The 16,085-nt window shown below is 60.2% G+C and carries 16 protein-coding genes; 11 read left to right on the top strand and 5 right to left on the bottom strand.

Annotation, left to right across the window (positions count from 1 at the left end; all coding sequences use genetic code 11):
* A partial coding sequence (locus KTF55_RS04340; protein ID WP_217108053.1) for a restriction endonuclease subunit S occupies positions 1–650 on the bottom strand: 650 nt, incomplete at its 3' end.
* A gap of 99 nt (positions 651–749) precedes the next feature.
* Between KTF55_RS04340 and KTF55_RS04335 the strand changes: the two genes are divergently transcribed.
* The gene (locus KTF55_RS04335) at positions 750–2,873 is read left to right on the top strand and encodes a DUF262 and DUF1524 domain-containing protein (RefSeq protein ID WP_006235248.1); all 2,124 of its coding nucleotides are present in this window, start codon (positions 750–752) and stop codon (positions 2,871–2,873) included.
* Between the two features lie 67 nt (positions 2,874–2,940).
* On the opposite strand, the gene KTF55_RS04330 is transcribed toward KTF55_RS04335, so the two are convergent.
* The 3 genes from KTF55_RS04330 to KTF55_RS04320 form a co-directional block, all read right to left on the bottom strand.
* A complete protein-coding gene (locus KTF55_RS04330) occupies positions 2,941–3,213 on the bottom strand; it encodes a hypothetical protein (protein WP_217108052.1) in 273 nt (90 codons plus the stop codon).
* Between the two features lie 158 nt (positions 3,214–3,371).
* Positions 3,372–4,334, bottom strand: coding sequence for a hypothetical protein (locus tag KTF55_RS04325; RefSeq protein WP_161156949.1), 963 nt, complete (start codon positions 4,332–4,334; stop codon positions 3,372–3,374).
* A 123-nt stretch (positions 4,335–4,457) separates the two neighbouring features.
* Positions 4,458–5,111 carry a transcriptional regulator gene (locus tag KTF55_RS04320; protein ID WP_040359230.1) on the bottom strand — a complete coding sequence of 218 codons (654 nt, stop codon included), beginning with the start codon at positions 5,109–5,111 and terminating at the stop codon, positions 4,458–4,460.
* A gap of 277 nt (positions 5,112–5,388) precedes the next feature.
* On the opposite strand from KTF55_RS04320, the gene dpaL reads away from it, so the two are divergent.
* The 5 genes from dpaL to hydA all read left to right on the top strand — a co-directional run bounded on the left by dpaL (position 5,389) and on the right by hydA (position 11,609).
* Positions 5,389–6,603: a diaminopropionate ammonia-lyase gene (dpaL, locus tag KTF55_RS04315; RefSeq protein WP_117583046.1), complete on the top strand. Its 1,215-nt coding sequence runs from the start codon at positions 5,389–5,391 to the stop codon at positions 6,601–6,603.
* Positions 6,604–6,677: 74 nt separating this feature from the next.
* Positions 6,678–8,063, top strand: coding sequence for a YgeY family selenium metabolism-linked hydrolase (locus KTF55_RS04310; protein ID WP_055252228.1), 1,386 nt, complete (start codon positions 6,678–6,680; stop codon positions 8,061–8,063).
* Positions 8,064–8,264: 201 nt separating this feature from the next.
* Positions 8,265–9,467 (top strand): knotted carbamoyltransferase YgeW, encoded by a 1,203-nt coding sequence (ygeW, locus tag KTF55_RS04305; RefSeq protein WP_055287465.1) that lies wholly within the window; start codon positions 8,265–8,267, stop codon positions 9,465–9,467.
* Between the two features lie 150 nt (positions 9,468–9,617).
* Complete coding sequence (locus KTF55_RS04300; RefSeq protein ID WP_217108051.1) at positions 9,618–10,232, top strand: nucleotidyltransferase family protein; 615 nt, start codon at positions 9,618–9,620, stop codon at positions 10,230–10,232.
* Positions 10,233–10,241: 9 nt separating this feature from the next.
* Positions 10,242–11,609: a dihydropyrimidinase gene (hydA, locus tag KTF55_RS04295; protein WP_217108050.1), complete on the top strand. Its 1,368-nt coding sequence runs from the start codon at positions 10,242–10,244 to the stop codon at positions 11,607–11,609.
* Between the two features lie 109 nt (positions 11,610–11,718).
* Here hydA and yqeC read toward each other — a convergent pair whose 3' ends face one another.
* A complete protein-coding gene (gene yqeC / locus KTF55_RS04290; protein ID WP_217108049.1) occupies positions 11,719–12,453 on the bottom strand; it encodes a selenium cofactor biosynthesis protein YqeC in 735 nt (244 codons plus the stop codon).
* A 102-nt stretch (positions 12,454–12,555) separates the two neighbouring features.
* On the opposite strand from yqeC, the gene yqeB reads away from it, so the two are divergent.
* The 5 genes from yqeB (at position 12,556) to rpsH (ending at position 16,055) form a co-directional block, all read left to right on the top strand.
* Complete coding sequence (yqeB, locus tag KTF55_RS04285; RefSeq protein WP_217108048.1) at positions 12,556–13,350, top strand: selenium-dependent molybdenum cofactor biosynthesis protein YqeB; 795 nt, start codon at positions 12,556–12,558, stop codon at positions 13,348–13,350.
* Between the two features lie 9 nt (positions 13,351–13,359).
* Positions 13,360–14,403 carry an XdhC family protein gene (locus tag KTF55_RS04280; RefSeq protein WP_217108047.1) on the top strand — a complete coding sequence of 348 codons (1,044 nt, stop codon included), beginning with the start codon at positions 13,360–13,362 and terminating at the stop codon, positions 14,401–14,403.
* Between the two features lie 311 nt (positions 14,404–14,714).
* Positions 14,715–15,272, top strand: coding sequence for a 50S ribosomal protein L5 (gene rplE, locus KTF55_RS04275; RefSeq protein ID WP_006235260.1), 558 nt, complete (start codon positions 14,715–14,717; stop codon positions 15,270–15,272).
* A 79-nt stretch (positions 15,273–15,351) separates the two neighbouring features.
* Positions 15,352–15,537: a type Z 30S ribosomal protein S14 gene (locus tag KTF55_RS04270; RefSeq protein WP_022094280.1), complete on the top strand. Its 186-nt coding sequence runs from the start codon at positions 15,352–15,354 to the stop codon at positions 15,535–15,537.
* Between the two features lie 119 nt (positions 15,538–15,656).
* On the top strand, positions 15,657–16,055 hold the full coding sequence (gene rpsH, locus KTF55_RS04265; protein WP_006235262.1) for a 30S ribosomal protein S8: 399 nt from the start codon (positions 15,657–15,659) through the stop codon (positions 16,053–16,055).
* Positions 16,056–16,085: the final 30 nt, after the last annotated feature.

Below are 16,085 nucleotides of genomic sequence, written 5' to 3'. Positions count from 1 at the left end.
GGCATGAGCTCGTTCACCCGCTCGACGATGCGGCGCTGCTCGGCGAGAGGCGGAATCGGAAGAAATAGCTCTTTTAGCACTGCTGCTTTGATTCCTTTTGCGGTCGTCCCCGTGGCATGATCCTTAACTTGAATTTGGAACAGTGGAGATAGAATTATTTGGCAGAACAGGGCATTGTCTGGACCAACTGTGCCGTAATTCTGAAGGGTAATGACACGCTGTCCACAGCTGCAACGTTTCATTTCGCATATCGCGCAATACCCCATCGGGGCTTCGGTTGTAAACAGCAAATCGCCACGGTGGGTCTCTCCGCGAGACAAGCGTGTTGCATATTCGTCTTCTGAAATATACTCCTCGCGTGTGTAATCAATATAGCCTTGGCGAATGTTGCTCGCAGTCATTAGTCGAACACCTGAAGGTGATTTGTGAGGTGTTTTACCCCTGTAATCAATGAAGTTATATACGGTTTCCAGCCTTGCCCAAGCCCACCCCTCGGGCAGCTCCTCAAACGGCACTTCGTTCGCGATGCACTTATCGCTAGTCACGCGACCCTTGGCATCCACCTTCTTCTCATAGGGGGAGCCATCGGAACCGGATTGGCTTTCAACTGTATTCGCGACAAGCGTTGTAAAATCTAGTGAGACGAGCATCCCGGTTGCTCCAGCGCTTCGATGCTCTGGTCTTTAGCGTCTTTCGTTCAGTGGGGGACTGACCGCAAGCGGCGTAAACAAGAAAGGGGACAAGCGTAAATGAAAGCAACCGAGGCGAATCTGCTCGACCTTATGGGCGTGGCGAAGATGCAGTTTGTCATTCCCGTGTACCAGCGAGTTTACTCGTGGAGTGTAAAAGAGTGCGAGGTGCTTTGGGATGACGTCATGCGAGCGGGTCGTGATGGCGTATCGCACTTCGTGGGGTCAATGCTTTATATCCCCGAGTCCGAGAGCTCTGCCACGAGCATTTCGCGCGTGCTTCTGATTGACGGACAGCAGCGCATGACGACGTTTTCGTTGATGATTGCAGCTTTGGCTGACTATTTGGAGAGCAACCCCGACAAGGCTGGCTTCCTTGGCGACCTCAAAATCTCGGCGCTGAGGAAAAATTACCTCTTTAACGATGACGACTACAACGGTCTGGCACGCTACAAGCTGGTGCTCTCGCAGGACGATAAAGAGACGCTGTTCTCCATCGTGTCTGGGGCTCCCGTGCCAGATGAAAAATCGGATCGGATTGTCGAGAACCATGCGTTCTTCCGCGAGAAGATGCGTGGTAAATCATTTGACCCGGCAAGGCTTTGGGCGGGGCTAAACCGCGTGCAGGTCATCGACACTAAGCTCACCGCTGGCGTTGATAATGCCCAGCTCATATTTGAGTCCATGAACTCCAAGGGCAAGCCGCTCACGCCCATTGACCTCATCCGTAACTACGTTCTAATGTCGCTTCCCAACGACGAACAGACCAAGCTTTATGAGGGTTATTGGCATCCACTCGAGTGCTTGTTCGGAAAAGGCGGCGAGGACGAGTTCAATGCATTTATCTGGTACTGGCTGTGGCTTAAAGTTCCCAATAGGATGCCGAAGGAGAACGAGGCCTACTACGAGTTTAAGCGCTATTTCGCCGACGACTACGATGGTGACACCGAGGGCCTGCTTAAGGAGCTGCGCGGGTATGCACATAGATACGCCAGTCTGTTCCTTGGTAAGGAGAAGGACGACGGACTGCGCCGAGTGTTCGGCAGAATCGTAAGCCTCGACGTGAAGCAGATAAGGCCCCTCTTAATGTTGCTTTATTCGGTTTACGAGGGGAATGGACTAGACCGCAATGCGTTTTTACGTATCTGCGAGACTATCGAGTCGTTTCTGTTCAGGCGAGCGGTTTGCGGCAGACTTACCACGGGCCTAAATAATTTCTTTGCCGGCATGTATCGCAATCTCGAGCAGCAGGACGATATCGAGGAGTACGTTACGGCGATGCTCCTTATCCACAGCAGCGGTATGACCGCATACTTTCCGACAGACGAGCATTTTGTCGAGGAGTTTAAGGCGCGTGACTGCTACAACCGCTTCTCTAAAAAGCGCTATTACCTGGAACGCATGGAGAACTGGCACCACCCGAAGGAGTCCATCTCAGCCGACGATTACCAGATCGAGCACATCATGCCCCAGACGATTGATGATGAGCACGGCTGGAAGGAATCGCTTGGTGAGAACTGGGAAGACGTCCACGACAGGCTGTGCAACAACTTGGGAAATCTTACGCTGACGGGCTACAACCAGGAGTACTCAAACCGGTCGTTCTCGGACAAGCTCAATCTGCCTGACGTCGGATTTAAGTGCAGCCCGCTCTACCTAAACAAATCGATTGTCTCGCATGAAAAATGGGGTGAGGAAGAGATTGGGCAGCGCGCGGACGAGCTGGCGAAAGAAGCGTGCGAGATATGGAAGTATCCCGACCTTCCGGCAGACGTCGTCGACAAGTACCGTCCTTCTCGTGGGGAGCCTGACGAGGCTCCTGTCTGGACTCTGCATGAGAACCACCCCACCTTTGCCGAAGGTGGGCTCAACCAGAAGCTTTTCGATGAGGTGCGCGAGTCCGTTCTGAGTGGTAACCCTTCGTGGGAGTCCTACATAGCCAAGTACTATGTAGGCTTCAGGTCGGGCAAGCGAAAACTGCATGCCGTGTTAGAAGGTAGGACCAGCAACGGTGGCTGGATTGCCGTCGGCCTGGCAAAGAGCGTGGATGACCTAATTGATCCAGAGGACATGTGCCAGGACAAACGTACGCAGGGTGGATTTGGCCCAGGCCTACCGACCTATGTTGCTCTTCGTAATGCCGATGACATTCCCGCGGTGCTCGATCTTATAAAGCAGTGCTAGGTTAAAGGCCGGGAATCTAATTCCCGGCCCTTGCCATCTCGGAATTGCCGATGGCTTATCTGCCCACCTACACCCCCGCAATCCCGCGCGCCGCGCTCAGCAGCTCGTACTCCCTCTGGCTCCACTGGTGCAGCTCGGCCGCGTGCACGGCGTCGCGACACAGGTCCAGGAACACCTCGGCGCCCTCGCAGAAGCACTCGCGGGCAAAGGCGCCGGATCCGTCCGCAACGCACGCACCGTCGGCAAAAAGCTTCCAGCTGGACGGCTCGCGCGAGCCGTCTCCGAGCAGCTTGATCTGCAGAACATGTGGGCCGCCAACGGCACATGGCCTTTCTTCCAACGCCTGCACCGTAAAGCGCATCTGGAGGGACAGAGTATAAAATCCGGAAAAGTGTCGAAATAGGCACCTTAAAACTTCGGAAAAGTGTAGCTGGATGACAAAACAGCACTTAGAAGCCGGTGCTGGATGCGGGATCCTGCGGCCGCCTTCAGCTCTCGCTACTCGTCGTCTCCGTCGTTGGGGTCGCCCTTGAGGGTGTTGATGTCCAGGTACTGGTTATCGTTCTCTTTTTGCTGGGTCTCCGACTCCGCTTGGGTGGGGCCGCGGAACAGCTGGAACCCCTCAAACGCAATGACACCGAGCAGGGCAATGATAATGGCGATAAAGGCAACCTTGACTGCCTGCGGAAATTCCGAGAAACGCAGCGCCTTTTCCTCGGCGTAATAATCGGCAAAGCGCTCTTCGCCCGTGCTTTTGGTATACGCCGGCGCGGACGCGGCCTCCGGGTCATATTCCGGTGCAGGCGTGGCGGCGTACGGATCGTTGAGATAATCGCTCGATGCGGTGCCATAGTTCTCGGTCTCGATGCGACCGTTGCCAGCATAGCCATCGGAATAATCGGAATATGCCGCACCGCCCTCATAGTCCGCGGCGCTCGTGTTGGCGGCAAAAAGCGGGTTAACTGGAACGTCGAGCGCCGGCATGCCGGTAGAGGTCTCATCCAGATCGGTTGCAGCCCAGGAATCGTAGGCAACCTGATGGGCAACGGGCTCATCGAGCCTTGTGACCGGAGGCTTGCGTGCCGCAGGAACGGGCAACTGCTGGGCGTTGTACATAACGGTGCTGTCGGCCGATTTGCCCTGCGTCGCCGCAGCGAGAAATGCCGCCGTCTCGGACGGGTCGCTTGCGGGGCGGGGAGCGGTCGTGGGCGCCGAAGTGGGTGCGGGCGTAGGCGCGGGCGTCGGCGCAGATGCGGGCTTAGGCGCAAGTGCGGGATTGGGACTTGACGGGCGAGCCCCGCCGCCCATGAGTTCGTCGGCGGTCCACGGGCGATCATCCATCACGTCGTCAAGGCTCAGCGAAAACAGGTCGTCTTCACTCTCATCGAACATGCGGTGCACATGTCCACCAATTGCCGGAATCAATCCGCGACCGGTGCATGATGCCTTGCTCAACGCCATTCTGTTCCATCCTTTCGAAATACTAATGACATCGATTATATGGAACTTCCCAAGCGGCTCGGTCTTGGATTCGTGCTTTCCAGAACTCGCGCCCAAAAGGGGAGGGGCAATCCAGGCGAGTGCCTACTTGTCGCCGGCCGCCGCCTTGGCCTCATTGAGGTAGCTATAGAAGCTGTACTTGGAGATGCCAAAGAACTCGCAGGCGCGCTCGCTCGACTTGGAAATGAGGAAGGCGCCGCGACGGTCGAGGTAGCCAATGGCACGAATGCGCTCGTCTTTGGTCATGAGTGCCGCGGGCTTGCCCACAAACTGCTCGCACTCGTGCAGCAGGTCCTCGAGCAGGTCGCCGATGTTCTTGGTAATGGGCTCGGGCTCGGTATAGCCCGTGCCGCCGGTGCCGGTAAAGGCGTCGAGCGAACGCTCAAAAGCCTTCATAAGCGTAATGTCAAAGTTGATGCCCAAAATGCCGACGGGCTTGCCCTCGTCGTTGCGGATAAAGATCGTCGACGATTTGAGCAGCTTACCGTCGGTGGTTTTAGTGAGGTACGGCTCGCGGTCGTGTACATCGGTGGCGCCCTCGTGCATGGACTCAAACACGATATGGCTGGGGCCGTCACCCAGTTTGCGCCCGCTGACGTGGCCGTTTTCAATCACTACGATGGAGTGGTCCACGTCATCGGTCTCCAGATCGTGGACGACGATTTCGCAGTTGGGGCCAAATTGGAGCGCCAGGCCGTGTGCAAGGCGCTTATAAAACTCAATCTGTGCGGGGGTCATAGGTGCCTTCCTAAAAATTAGTTTGGGCTCACTGTGCCATAAACCACACATGACCGCAAACAAATCCATCAACAAGGCAATTCATGACCGTTCGGCGGCGAAAAAGTACCGATTGCGGCAACAAACAATTCGTTAGGTATACCAATCAAAAAGTGTGATAGAACATTACTAACAAACTTTTTGTTTGGCATCCACATAAAAGTTCAGCCGTGTGAATGGGATCGGGCTGAAACGCGTATGCGGGGGCCGGCAAGAGAGGACTTAAGGAGTTCACCGTATGGCCGATAAGATCCAGTGGGCGGGCAACACGATGCCCAAGAGCGATGACAAGCACTTGGGAATCATGAGTCTCGACCACGTGAAGAAGGCCCGTGCCTTCCACCAGTCGTTCCCTCAGTACACCGTCACTCCGCTTGCCCGCCTGGACGGCCAGGCCGCGCGCCTGGGCCTGTCCAACCTGTGCGTTAAGGACGAGAGCTATCGCTTTGGCCTCAACGCCTTTAAGGTCCTGGGCGGCTCGTTTGCCATGGCCAACTACATTGCCGACGAGACCGGCAAGGACGTTGCCGACTGCACCTTCGATTACCTGACCTCCGATCAGCTGGCCGAGGACTTTGGCCAGGCTACCTTCTTTACCGCCACCGACGGCAACCATGGCCGCGGCGTGGCATGGGCTGCCAACAAGCTGGGCCAGAAGGCTGTCGTGCACATGCCCAAGGGTTCCACCAAACCCCGCTTCGATAACATTGCCGCCGAGGGCGCCACGGTGACCATTGAAGAGGTCAACTACGACGAGTGCGTGCGCATGGCCGCCGCCGAGGCCGACGCCTGCGAGCGCGGCGTCATCGTTCAGGACACCGCCTGGGAGGGCTACGAGAAGATCCCGTCCTGGATCATGGAGGGTTACGGCACCATGGCTTCCGAGGCTGCCGAGCAGCTGCGCGAGATGGCCATCAACCGCCCGACGCACGTGTTTGTCCAGGCTGGCGTGGGTTCGCTCGCCGGCGCCGTGGTGGGCTACTTCACCAACCTGTATCCCGATAACCCGCCCACCTTCGTCGTGGTTGAGTGCGCGCCTGCCGCCTGCCTGTACAAGGGCGCTGCCGCCGGCGACGGCGATCCGCGCATCGTGGACGGCGACATGCCCTCCATCATGGCCGGCCTGTGCTGCGGCGAACCCAACATCCTGGGCTGGGATATCCTGCGCAACCACACCACCGCCTTCGTGTCCTGCCCCGACTGGGTCACCGCTCGCGGCATGCGCACCCTGGGCGCTCCCGAGAAGGGCGACCCGCGCGTCATCTCCGGCGAGTCCGGCGCTGTGACCACCGGCCTGGTCGAGACCCTCATGCTCGATCCCGAGTACGCCGAGCTCAAGGAGCTCATCGGCCTGGACAAGACGAGCTCCGTGCTCTGCTTCTCCACCGAGGGCGACACCGATCCCGACCAGTATCGCCGCATTGTTTGGGAAGGCGAATATCCCACTTGCTAATCGTTGGGGCGGAGTAAATAGGTATCGCTCCGCCACCTCACAGGTAGATTCCTTCGTTTGAAAGGTTATGAACAATGGCTAAAGAACTCGATTTCGACGCTATCAAGGCTGCTGCTGAGTCCCACCGTGCTGATATGACGCGTTTTCTTCGCGCAATGATTAGCCATCCCTCTGAGTCCTGCGAGGAGGGTGAGGTTGTTGCCTGCATCAAGGCCGAGATGGAGAGCCTTGGCTATGACGAGGTCAAGGTCGACGGCCTGGGCAACGTCATGGGCTTTATGGGCGAGGGCGACAAGATCATCGCCATCGACTCCCACATCGACACCGTCGGCATCGGCAACATTGAGAACTGGGACGCCGATCCCTATGAGGGCTACGAGACCGACGAGATCATCTACGGCCGCGGCGGCTCTGACCAGGAGGGCGGCATGGCTTCCGCTACCTACGCTGCCAAGATGATGAAGGACATGGGCCTCATCCCCGAGGGTTACAAGATCATGGTCGTCGGCACCGTCCAGGAAGAGGACTGCGACGGCATGTGCTGGCAGTACATCTACAACAAGGACGGCATTAAGCCCGAGTTCGTCATTTCCACCGAGCCCACCGACGGCGGCATCTATCGCGGTCACCGCGGCCGCATGGAGATCCGCGTCGACGTTCACGGCACCTCCTGCCACGGCTCCGCTCCCGACCGCGGCGACAACGCCATCTACAAGATGGCCGACATCATCGCCGACGTCCGCGCTCTCAACAACAACGGCTGCGACGAGTCGACCGACATCAAGGGTCTCGTCAAGATGCTCGACCCCAAGTACAACCCCGAGCACTTCGAGGATGCCCGCTTCCTGGGCCGCGGCACCTGCACCGTCAGCCAGATCTTCTACACCAGTCCCAGTCGCTGCGCTGTCGCTGACTCCTGCGCCATCTCCATCGACCGTCGCATGACCGCCGGTGAGACCTGGGAGTCCTGCCTGGACGAGATCCGCAACCTGCCGGCCGCCAAGAAGTACGGCGACGACGTGAAGGTCTCCATGTACATGTACGACCGTCCGTCCTGGACCGGCGAGGTCTACGAGACCGAGGCTTACTTCCCCACGTGGATCAACAAGGAGACCGCTCCGCACGTCAAGGCCCTCGTCGACGCCCACAAGGCCATGTTTGGTGACGAGCGCATCGGCTGCGAGCCCAGCATGGACAAGCGCACCGGTCGCCCGCTGTGCGACAAGTGGACCTTCTCCACGAACTGCGTTTCCATCCAGGGCCGCTACGGCATCCCCTGCGTGGGCTTTGGCCCGGGTGCCGAGTCTCAGGCTCACGCTCCCAACGAGGTCACCTACAAGGACGACCTGGTCACCGCTGCCGCCATGTACGTGGCTGCCCTGAACCTCTACGATCCGAGCCAGGCCGATGGCGATGCCACCGTGTTCCGCGCCGGTCTGACCAACAACAAGATCGATTAGTCCCATTCCTCGATTTTGTTGAGCCGGGGGCCGCTCGTGTCCCCGGCACCCCCTGTTGACTTGGGGCCCGCGGTCGTTATCTCCCATGCTTCCTCAACGGTGGCGGGTCCTCGTCATGGTGCTCTGCATGTTCTAGCCACACGCGCATGCCGGAACACATCTACTCATTGCGATCGTTTCATCTTTAGAAAGGACATTTCCATGGACGCTAAGTTTACCGAGCTCGTCGAGCAACTGAACGGCCTCGATTTTAAGGGTATGTACGGCAGCGATTTCCTGCACACCTGGGACAAGACCACCGATGAGCTCAAGGCTCTCTACATCGTCGCCGACGCCCTGCGCGAGCTGCGCGAGAACAACGTTTCGTCCAAGATTTTCGACTCGGGCCTGGCCGTCTCCCTGTTCCGCGACAACTCCACCCGTACGCGCTTCTCCTTCTCTAAGGCCGCCAACCTGCTCGGCCTTGAGCTGCAGGACCTGGACGAGAAGAAGTCCCAGATCGCCCACGGCGAGACCGTCCGCGAGACCGCTACCATGATCTCCTTCATGGCCGACGTCATCGGCATCCGCGACGACATGTACATCGGCAAGGGCGACGCCTACATGGCCGAGGTCTCCGAGTCCGTGCAGCAGGCCTACGAGGACGGCGTTCTGGATCACCGTCCCACGCTCATCTCCCTGCAGTCCGATTCCGACCACCCCACGCAGTCCTCTGCCGACATGCTCTACCTCATCAACGAGTTTGGCGGCCTCGAGAACCTCAAGGGCAAGAAGGTTGCCGTCACCTGGGCCTATTCGCCCTCTTACGGCAAGCCGCTGTCCTGCCCGCAGTCGCTGATCAGCCTGCTGCCCCGCTTTGGCATGGACGTCACCCTGGCCCACCCCGAGGGCTACGACCTCATGCCCGAGGTCGTCGAGCGCGCCAAGGGCTACGCCGCCGAGTCCGGCACCACCTTTAAGCAGGTCAACACCATGGCCGAGGCCTTCGAGGGCGCCGACATCGTGATCCCCAAGAGCTGGGCTCCGTTTGCCGCCATGGAGAAGCGCACCAACCTGTACGCCGAGGGCGACGACGCCGGCATCGCAGCGCTCGAGAAGGAACTGCTCGCCCAGAACGCTACGCATCAGGATTGGTGCTCCACGACCGAGCTCATGGAGAAGACCGCCAACGGCCAGGACACCATCTTTATGCACCCGCTGCCCGCCGACATCTCCGGTGTCTCCTGCGAGCACGGCGAGGTTAACGCCGACGTCTTCGACATGCACCGCGTGGGCATGTACAAGGAGGCCAGCTACAAGCCGTACGCCATCGCTGCCATGATGTTCCTGCAGAAGGTTGCCGATCCCGCCGCTACCCTCAAGGCCCTCGACGAGCGTAACACCGCCCGTTGGCTCCAGGCCTAAAGCCGGGCTGAGGTAAGCCATGTAAAGGGGGCGCTCTGCCAACCGGCGGGGTGCCCCCTTTTTGCATCGTGGGCGTGCGGGATAAGCGCTTTCGATGTGGATGCCCGCGGCGCGAGTTATGGGTACGATGGTTTCAGGGGAGGTATCACCATGAAACTTGGATGCGTCATTATGGCTTCGGGCGAGGGCAAGCGGTTTGGCTCTAACAAGATGCTTGCCGATATCTATGGCGAGCCGCTGATTGCCCGGACCATCGATTCGGTTCCCCGGGGCTTTGACGTCGTGGTTTCGACGCGTTGGCCCGAGGTCGCCCAGATTTGCGAGGACAAGCATTGCCCGTGCGTGCTGCACGATGGCGAGCTGCGCAGCGAAAGCGTCCGTGCGGGCCTTTCGTGGGGAGTCGAACGCAACTGGAAAGGTTGCCTCTTTTTGCCGGGCGACCAGCCGCTCGTGAGTTCGGATTCTTTTGAGGCTATGGTTCGTGCATTTGACGAGTGTGGCCGCAAGCATCCGGTGCGTCTTGCGTGCAACGGTGAGCCTTCGAGCCCGGTGCTCTTTCCGGCGGAACTGTTCGATGCACTCATGTGTCTTGAGGGCAAGGACGGCGGCGGTTCGATCCTCAAGGACCGTACCGACGTGGTGCTGGTCGAGGCGCGTGCCTACGAGCTGTGGGACGTCGATACCGCCAAGGGACAGCAACGCATAACGGAGCATATCGCCGCCTGCTCGTATTTTGATCGCGTGGCCAACTGCATCAATCAATAAGGAGCAATTATGATCATCATCAAAAACGGCGCGCTCGTGACGCCTCGGGGGCTTCGCCGCGCCGATCTTGCCATGGAGGGCGACAAGATTGTGCGGATTGCCGCGGCGATTGAGCCGGGCGAGGACGATACCGTCCAGGACGCCACAGACTGTTGGGTGTTCCCGGGCTTTATCGACGGCCACACGCACATGCAGTGCTGGACCGGCATGGATTGGACAGCCGATAGCTTTGAGACCGGCACGCGCGCGGCTGCCTGCGGTGGCACCACGACCATCGTGGACTACGCCACGGCCGACCGCGGCGTGACCATGCCCGATGCCCTTGCCGAGTGGCACCACCGCGCCGACGGCACCTGCACGGCAAACTACGCTTTTCATATGGCCCTCGCCGAGTGGAACGAGCGCAACCGCGCCGATCTTTCGGCCATGCGCGAGGCGGGCGTATCGTCGTTCAAGACCTACTTTGCCTACGATCATCTGCGCCTGGACGATGCCGAGACGCTCGAGGTGCTCGAGGAGCTCAAGCGTATTGGCGGCATACTGTGCGTGCATTGCGAGAACGGTACGCTGGTGAATGAGCTGCAGAAGCGCGTGTTTGAGCAGGGCATCCACGGGCCCGAGGGCCATGCGCTCAGCCGTCCGGATGTGTGCGAGGCCGAGGCCGTGAGCCGTCTGCTGTATCTGGCGCACTTGGCCGGGGACGCTCCGGTCAACGTGGTGCACCTTTCGACCAGGCTGGGGCTCGAGGCCATTCGCGCTGCCAAAGCGCGCGGGCAGAAGAACATCTATGTCGAGACCTGCCCTCAGTATCTGATGCTCGACGATACTTGCTACTTGGAGCAGGGCGAGGACGGCTTTGCGGGTGCCAAGTACGTGATGAGCCCGCCGCTGCGCCATGCCGGCGACCGTGCAGCCCTGCGCGAGGCGCTTGTGGACGGCGAGATCGATACTATTGCGACCGATCATTGCAGCTTTAACCTGCACGGGCAAAAGGACCGCGGGCGCGACGACTTCCGCGCGATTCCCAACGGCGGGCCCGGTGTGGAGCATCGCCCCGTCGCGATCGCTACGAGCTTTGAGGGACAGCTGGGTCCCGAGGATCTGTGCCGTTTGATGAGCGAGAACCCGGCGCGCGTGTTTGGCATGTATCCGCGCAAGGGCTGTCTTGCCGAGGGCTCCGATGCCGACGTGTGCGTGTGGGATCCGTGCGCGCGTTGGACGATCAGCGCCGCGACACAGCATCAGGCCGTGGACTACACGCCGCTCGAGGGCTTTGAGGCACATGGCCGCGCCAAGGCCGTGTTTGTGAACGGCGTGCTGGTGGCGCGCGATGGCGAGCCCACCGGAGCCCAGCCCGGTCGCTACGTGCCTCGCTAGCAGCAAAGATGCCATGTCCCCTCCGCAGTTGCGGTGAAATACGGACTGTTTGCGGCCGTCATACGGCCAAACAGTCCGTATTTCACCGCAACTGACGAGATGGGGCCGGCTACTTGAGGCTGGTGGCGATGAGGGGGCGGCCGAGGGCTGCCTCGAAGCGGTCGGCCATCGTGGGGTCGCTGAGCGTGTCGACTTGGTTGAGCATGACGCGTGCGGTGCTGAGTTTAAGCGCCTGCATCTCGGAATTGAGCACCTGGGCGACGCGCTCGGGCGTGGCGATGTCGGTGAGCTCGCAGCCGCAACGCTCGCAAAAGAGCTCAGGGCGGTGGACGGCTTCGTTGATGGGCTTGCTGAGTCCCGAGGCTCCGACGAGCCAGATGACGTTGGCCGTGCCGGCGGGAACGACCGGCTCCCACGGGGCGTGCGCCTTGAGCGGGAGCCGCTTGCTGCCGTCCGCCTCGGCCAGGACGTAGTCAAAGCGCTGCGCCAGCTGGTCGAGCGGCTCGGCAGGGGAGGAGAGCTTGCCCGTCTGGGGGTCCAAGACGCCTGCCTGGCAGATGCTTCCCCGCACAAGCCCCGCGCAGGCCTCGCAGGTGCAGCCTGGGGCGTGTGGGGCACCTGGCTTCCAAGGCGCGGCGTCCAGGCGACGGCTCGACCCGTCCCATGGCACGCCGGCGACGGGGAACATGCGCGTGGTGGTGCAGAGGAGCACCCTGCCGCCAGCGCGCATGAGCTCGAGACCCAGCGCCTTCAGCAAGGTCGACTTGCCACCGCTGCCGATAATCGCGGTAATGCCCGGCTCGATCCTGAGCGCCGAGGCAAGATTGCCGCTAACCGTTTCCATCTGTTCACCGCCGTATAATACTGTGATAATAAATAATCATCAGAGTAGCGGTCGAACCGCTTTTGCTCTGCTCAAACCGTAGCACAGGGAGGTGCCCCGGGAATGCTCGTTTATGTTCGCGGCGCCGGCGATATCGCCACGGGTGTCGCCGCTCGCTTGGTGCGCGCCGGCGTGTCGGTCGTTATGGCCGATATCGCGGTTCCCACGTGCATCCGCCGCACAATCAGTTTTTGCGAGGCTATTCGCCTGGGCGAGGTCCAGGTCGAGGGCATTCGCGCTCGCTTGGCGCAGACGCCGGCAGAGGCGCTCGAGATTACCCAAGCGGGGGATGTTGCCGTCGTGGTGGACCCTCAGGCCAAGATGCTCGGCGAGCTGAAACCCGCTGCCGTGGTCGACGCGATTCTGGCTAAGCGCAACCTGGGTACCACGCGCGACATGGCGCCTGCCGTCATCGCCGTGGGGCCGGGCTTTACCGCGCCGGTTGACTGCGACGCCGTGGTCGAAACCATGCGCGGGCATTTCCTGGGCCGTGTCATTACCCAGGGTTCGCCCCAACCCAACACGGGCGTGCCGGGCATTATCGCTGGCTATGGCAGAGAGCGCGTTATCCACAGCCCCGCCGCCGGCGTGTTTCGGTCCGACCGCGCGATCGGCGACATCGTGAGCGCCGGAGACGTGATTGGCTACGCGGGCGATTCGCCCATGTGCACGCAGATCGATGGCTGTCTGCGCGGGCTTTTGGCGAACGGCGTGCAGGTGACCGAGGGCTTTAAATGCGCCGATGTCGATCCGCGCGGCGATGCCAGCTATATCAACTACATTTCGGACAAGGCGACGTCGGTCGGCGGCGGCGTGCTCGAGGCACTCGCTATGCTCACCGATATCTTTAGAGGATAGAAGGCGGCAATGGAAAAGCTCGATGTTGTGAATGCGGCGCTTGTCGCCCTGCGTGCTGGCGAGACGTGCGAGCTCGTGGTCGTGGCCGGCACGGCGGGGTCGTCGCCGCGCGGCGTGGGCGCCTGGATGGCCGTCTTTGCCGACGGTAGCCAGGCGGGCACCATCGGCGGCGGCAAGATCGAGCTTTTTGCGCTGGACGAGGCGCGAGAGCTGCTGGCCGCGGGGCAATCGCGTCTGGTCCGCTACACCATGGGCGGCGAGAACTCCGATACCGGTATGATCTGCGGCGGAGCCATCTGCCTGTGCTATCTGCATCTGGATGCGATCCAGGCACAGTTGTTCCAGGAAATTGCCGACGTCTTGACGTATCGACGTATCGGCGACTTCGTCATCGACTTTGAGCCGTTTATCGCAAGCGCGCTCGAAAGCGACGCTACTGAATACCATGGCGAGGAATCGCGCCGCACCATTGCGGGTTGCCCCGGGCTTTCGCTGGTGGAGGAGGGGAGTAAGGTTACCTATACAAACGCCGCCTCCGAGATTCCTCCCGCGCACATCGAGACGCTCTGCCCCGAGGGCCTGACCTATATCTTTGGCTGCGGCCACGTGGGCGCCGCGACGGCGCGGGTGCTCACGGCGGCGGGCTTTGCCGTCGTGGCGTGCGACGACCGCCCCGGCACGCTGACCCCCGATTGGGTGCCCGGTGTCTACGATCGTCGCTTGGTCGATTACAAGAACCTGAGCGAGCTGTGCCCCATCGGCTCGCGCGACCTGGTGGTCGTCGCCACGGCGGGTCACAAGTCCGATATCGACGTGGTGATTCAGGCCATGCGCGCCAAGCCTGCCTACCTGGGCTGTCTGGGCTCGCGCCGCAAGACGGCCTTTGTGCGTGCCCGCCTGGAGCAGGAAGGCTTTACGCAGGACCAGATCGACGAGCTGCACCTTCCGATCGGCGTTGCCATCGAGGCCGAGGACCCCGATGAGATCGCCATCTCCATCGCCGCCGAGATGATCCACCTGCGCCGCACCAAACTCGTCCCCCGCAAGCGCTAATCGCATCCCCACCAATAAGTTGCGGTGAAATACGGACTGTTTAAGCCGTTTAGGCCGCCAAACAGTCCCTATTTCACCGCAACTGCTTTTTGGGATCCATTTGTGCGGGGGAGTTGTGGAGTTGTGCAGGCAGACGAGGTTTTTCTGGAAATACGCACCCAATACGCGTATAGTACCGATTGTTTTGTCGGCTCCTGCTGCGTCGAGTCCAAACCGCAAAATGCCATGAGCGGTGCGGATGCAGTCAGGAGGCACGAGGACAACCCACCGTGGCCACGCCCCGTGCTTAAAACCCCAAGAAGGAGTGAACAATGGCAGAAGAGAAGTATGTGCCGCGTCTGAAGACCAAGTACAACAACGAGGTCAAGCAGCAGCTTCAGGACAAGTTCCAGTACGAGAACGTCATGATGATCCCCAAGTTTGAGAAGATCGTCGTGAACATGGGTGTCGGCGAGGCCGCTACCGATTCCAAGGCCATCGACGGTGCCGTGCGCGACCTGCGCGCCATCACCGGCCAGCAGCCGATGATCACCCGTGCCCGTAAGTCCATCGCTACCTTCCGCCTGCGCGCTGGTATGCCGATCGGCTGCAAGGTTACCCTGCGTGGCGACCGTATGTGGGAGTTCTTCGATCGTCTGACCTCCGTCGCGATCCCCCGTATCCGCGACTTCCGCGGCATCTCCGCCAAGAGCTTCGACGGCCGTGGTAACTTCTCCATGGGCGTCACCGAGCAGCTCATCTTCCCCGAGATCGACTTCGATTCCGTCGATCACCAGCGTGGTATGGACATCACTTTCGTGACCACCGCCAACACCGATGAGGAGGCCAAGGCCCTTCTGGACGCCTTCGGTTTCCCGTTCAAGAAATAGGTTCACCTGCCCTAAAAGCGCCGTTTCCACAAGGGAGCGGCGCTTGGGGCGAACAATACTCTATGTGAGGAGGATATAAGTGGCTAAGACATCGATGATCGTCAAGTGCAATCGCAAGCAGAAGTTCTCTACTCGTGAGTACACGCGCTGCCAGCGCTGCGGCCGTCCGCACTCTGTGTACCGCAAGTTCGGCCTGTGCCGTGTCTGCTTCCGTGAGCTTGCACTCAAGGGCGAGCTTCCCGGCGTTAAGAAGGCCAGCTGGTAAGTCACTACCAGCGTTTCAAGCATCCGTTTGGAACAGGGAAAACGCGCTAGTTAGGCTTTGCCGTTAAGGGCGGCGAAGAACCAAGAGCACGTGTTCATCAAGAACGAAGGAGAATCTGTATGAACCTTACAGACCCGATCGCAGATATGCTTACGCGCATCCGTAACGCTAACTCTGTGAACAAGGCCACGGTCTCCATGCCGAGCAGCAAGAAGCTCGTCGAGATCGCTCGTGTTCTGCACGAGGAGGGCTACATCGAGGGCTACGATGTCGAGGACACCGTTCCCCAGAAGACTCTGCACATCACGCTTAAGTATGGTCCCAAGAAGGCTAAGGTCATCAACGGCATCCGCCGCATTTCCAAGCCGGGCCTGCGTAAGTACACCGGCGTTGCCGACATGCCCCGCGTCCGCGGTGGCCTTGGTACCGCCATTATTTCCACCAGCCATGGCGTCATGACCGACCGCGATGCTCGCAAGCACAACGTCGGCGGCGAGATCATCGCTTACGTCTGGTAATTCGCTCGGTAGGTAGAAGGAAAGGAGATC

The sequence above is a fragment of the Collinsella sp. MSK.8.10 genome (genome assembly GCF_019041915.1).
Classification (GTDB): Bacteria; Actinomycetota; Coriobacteriia; order Coriobacteriales; family Coriobacteriaceae; genus Collinsella.
The sequence above is the reverse complement of the archived record's forward strand: the minus strand, read 5'-3'. Positions and strand labels throughout refer to the sequence as shown.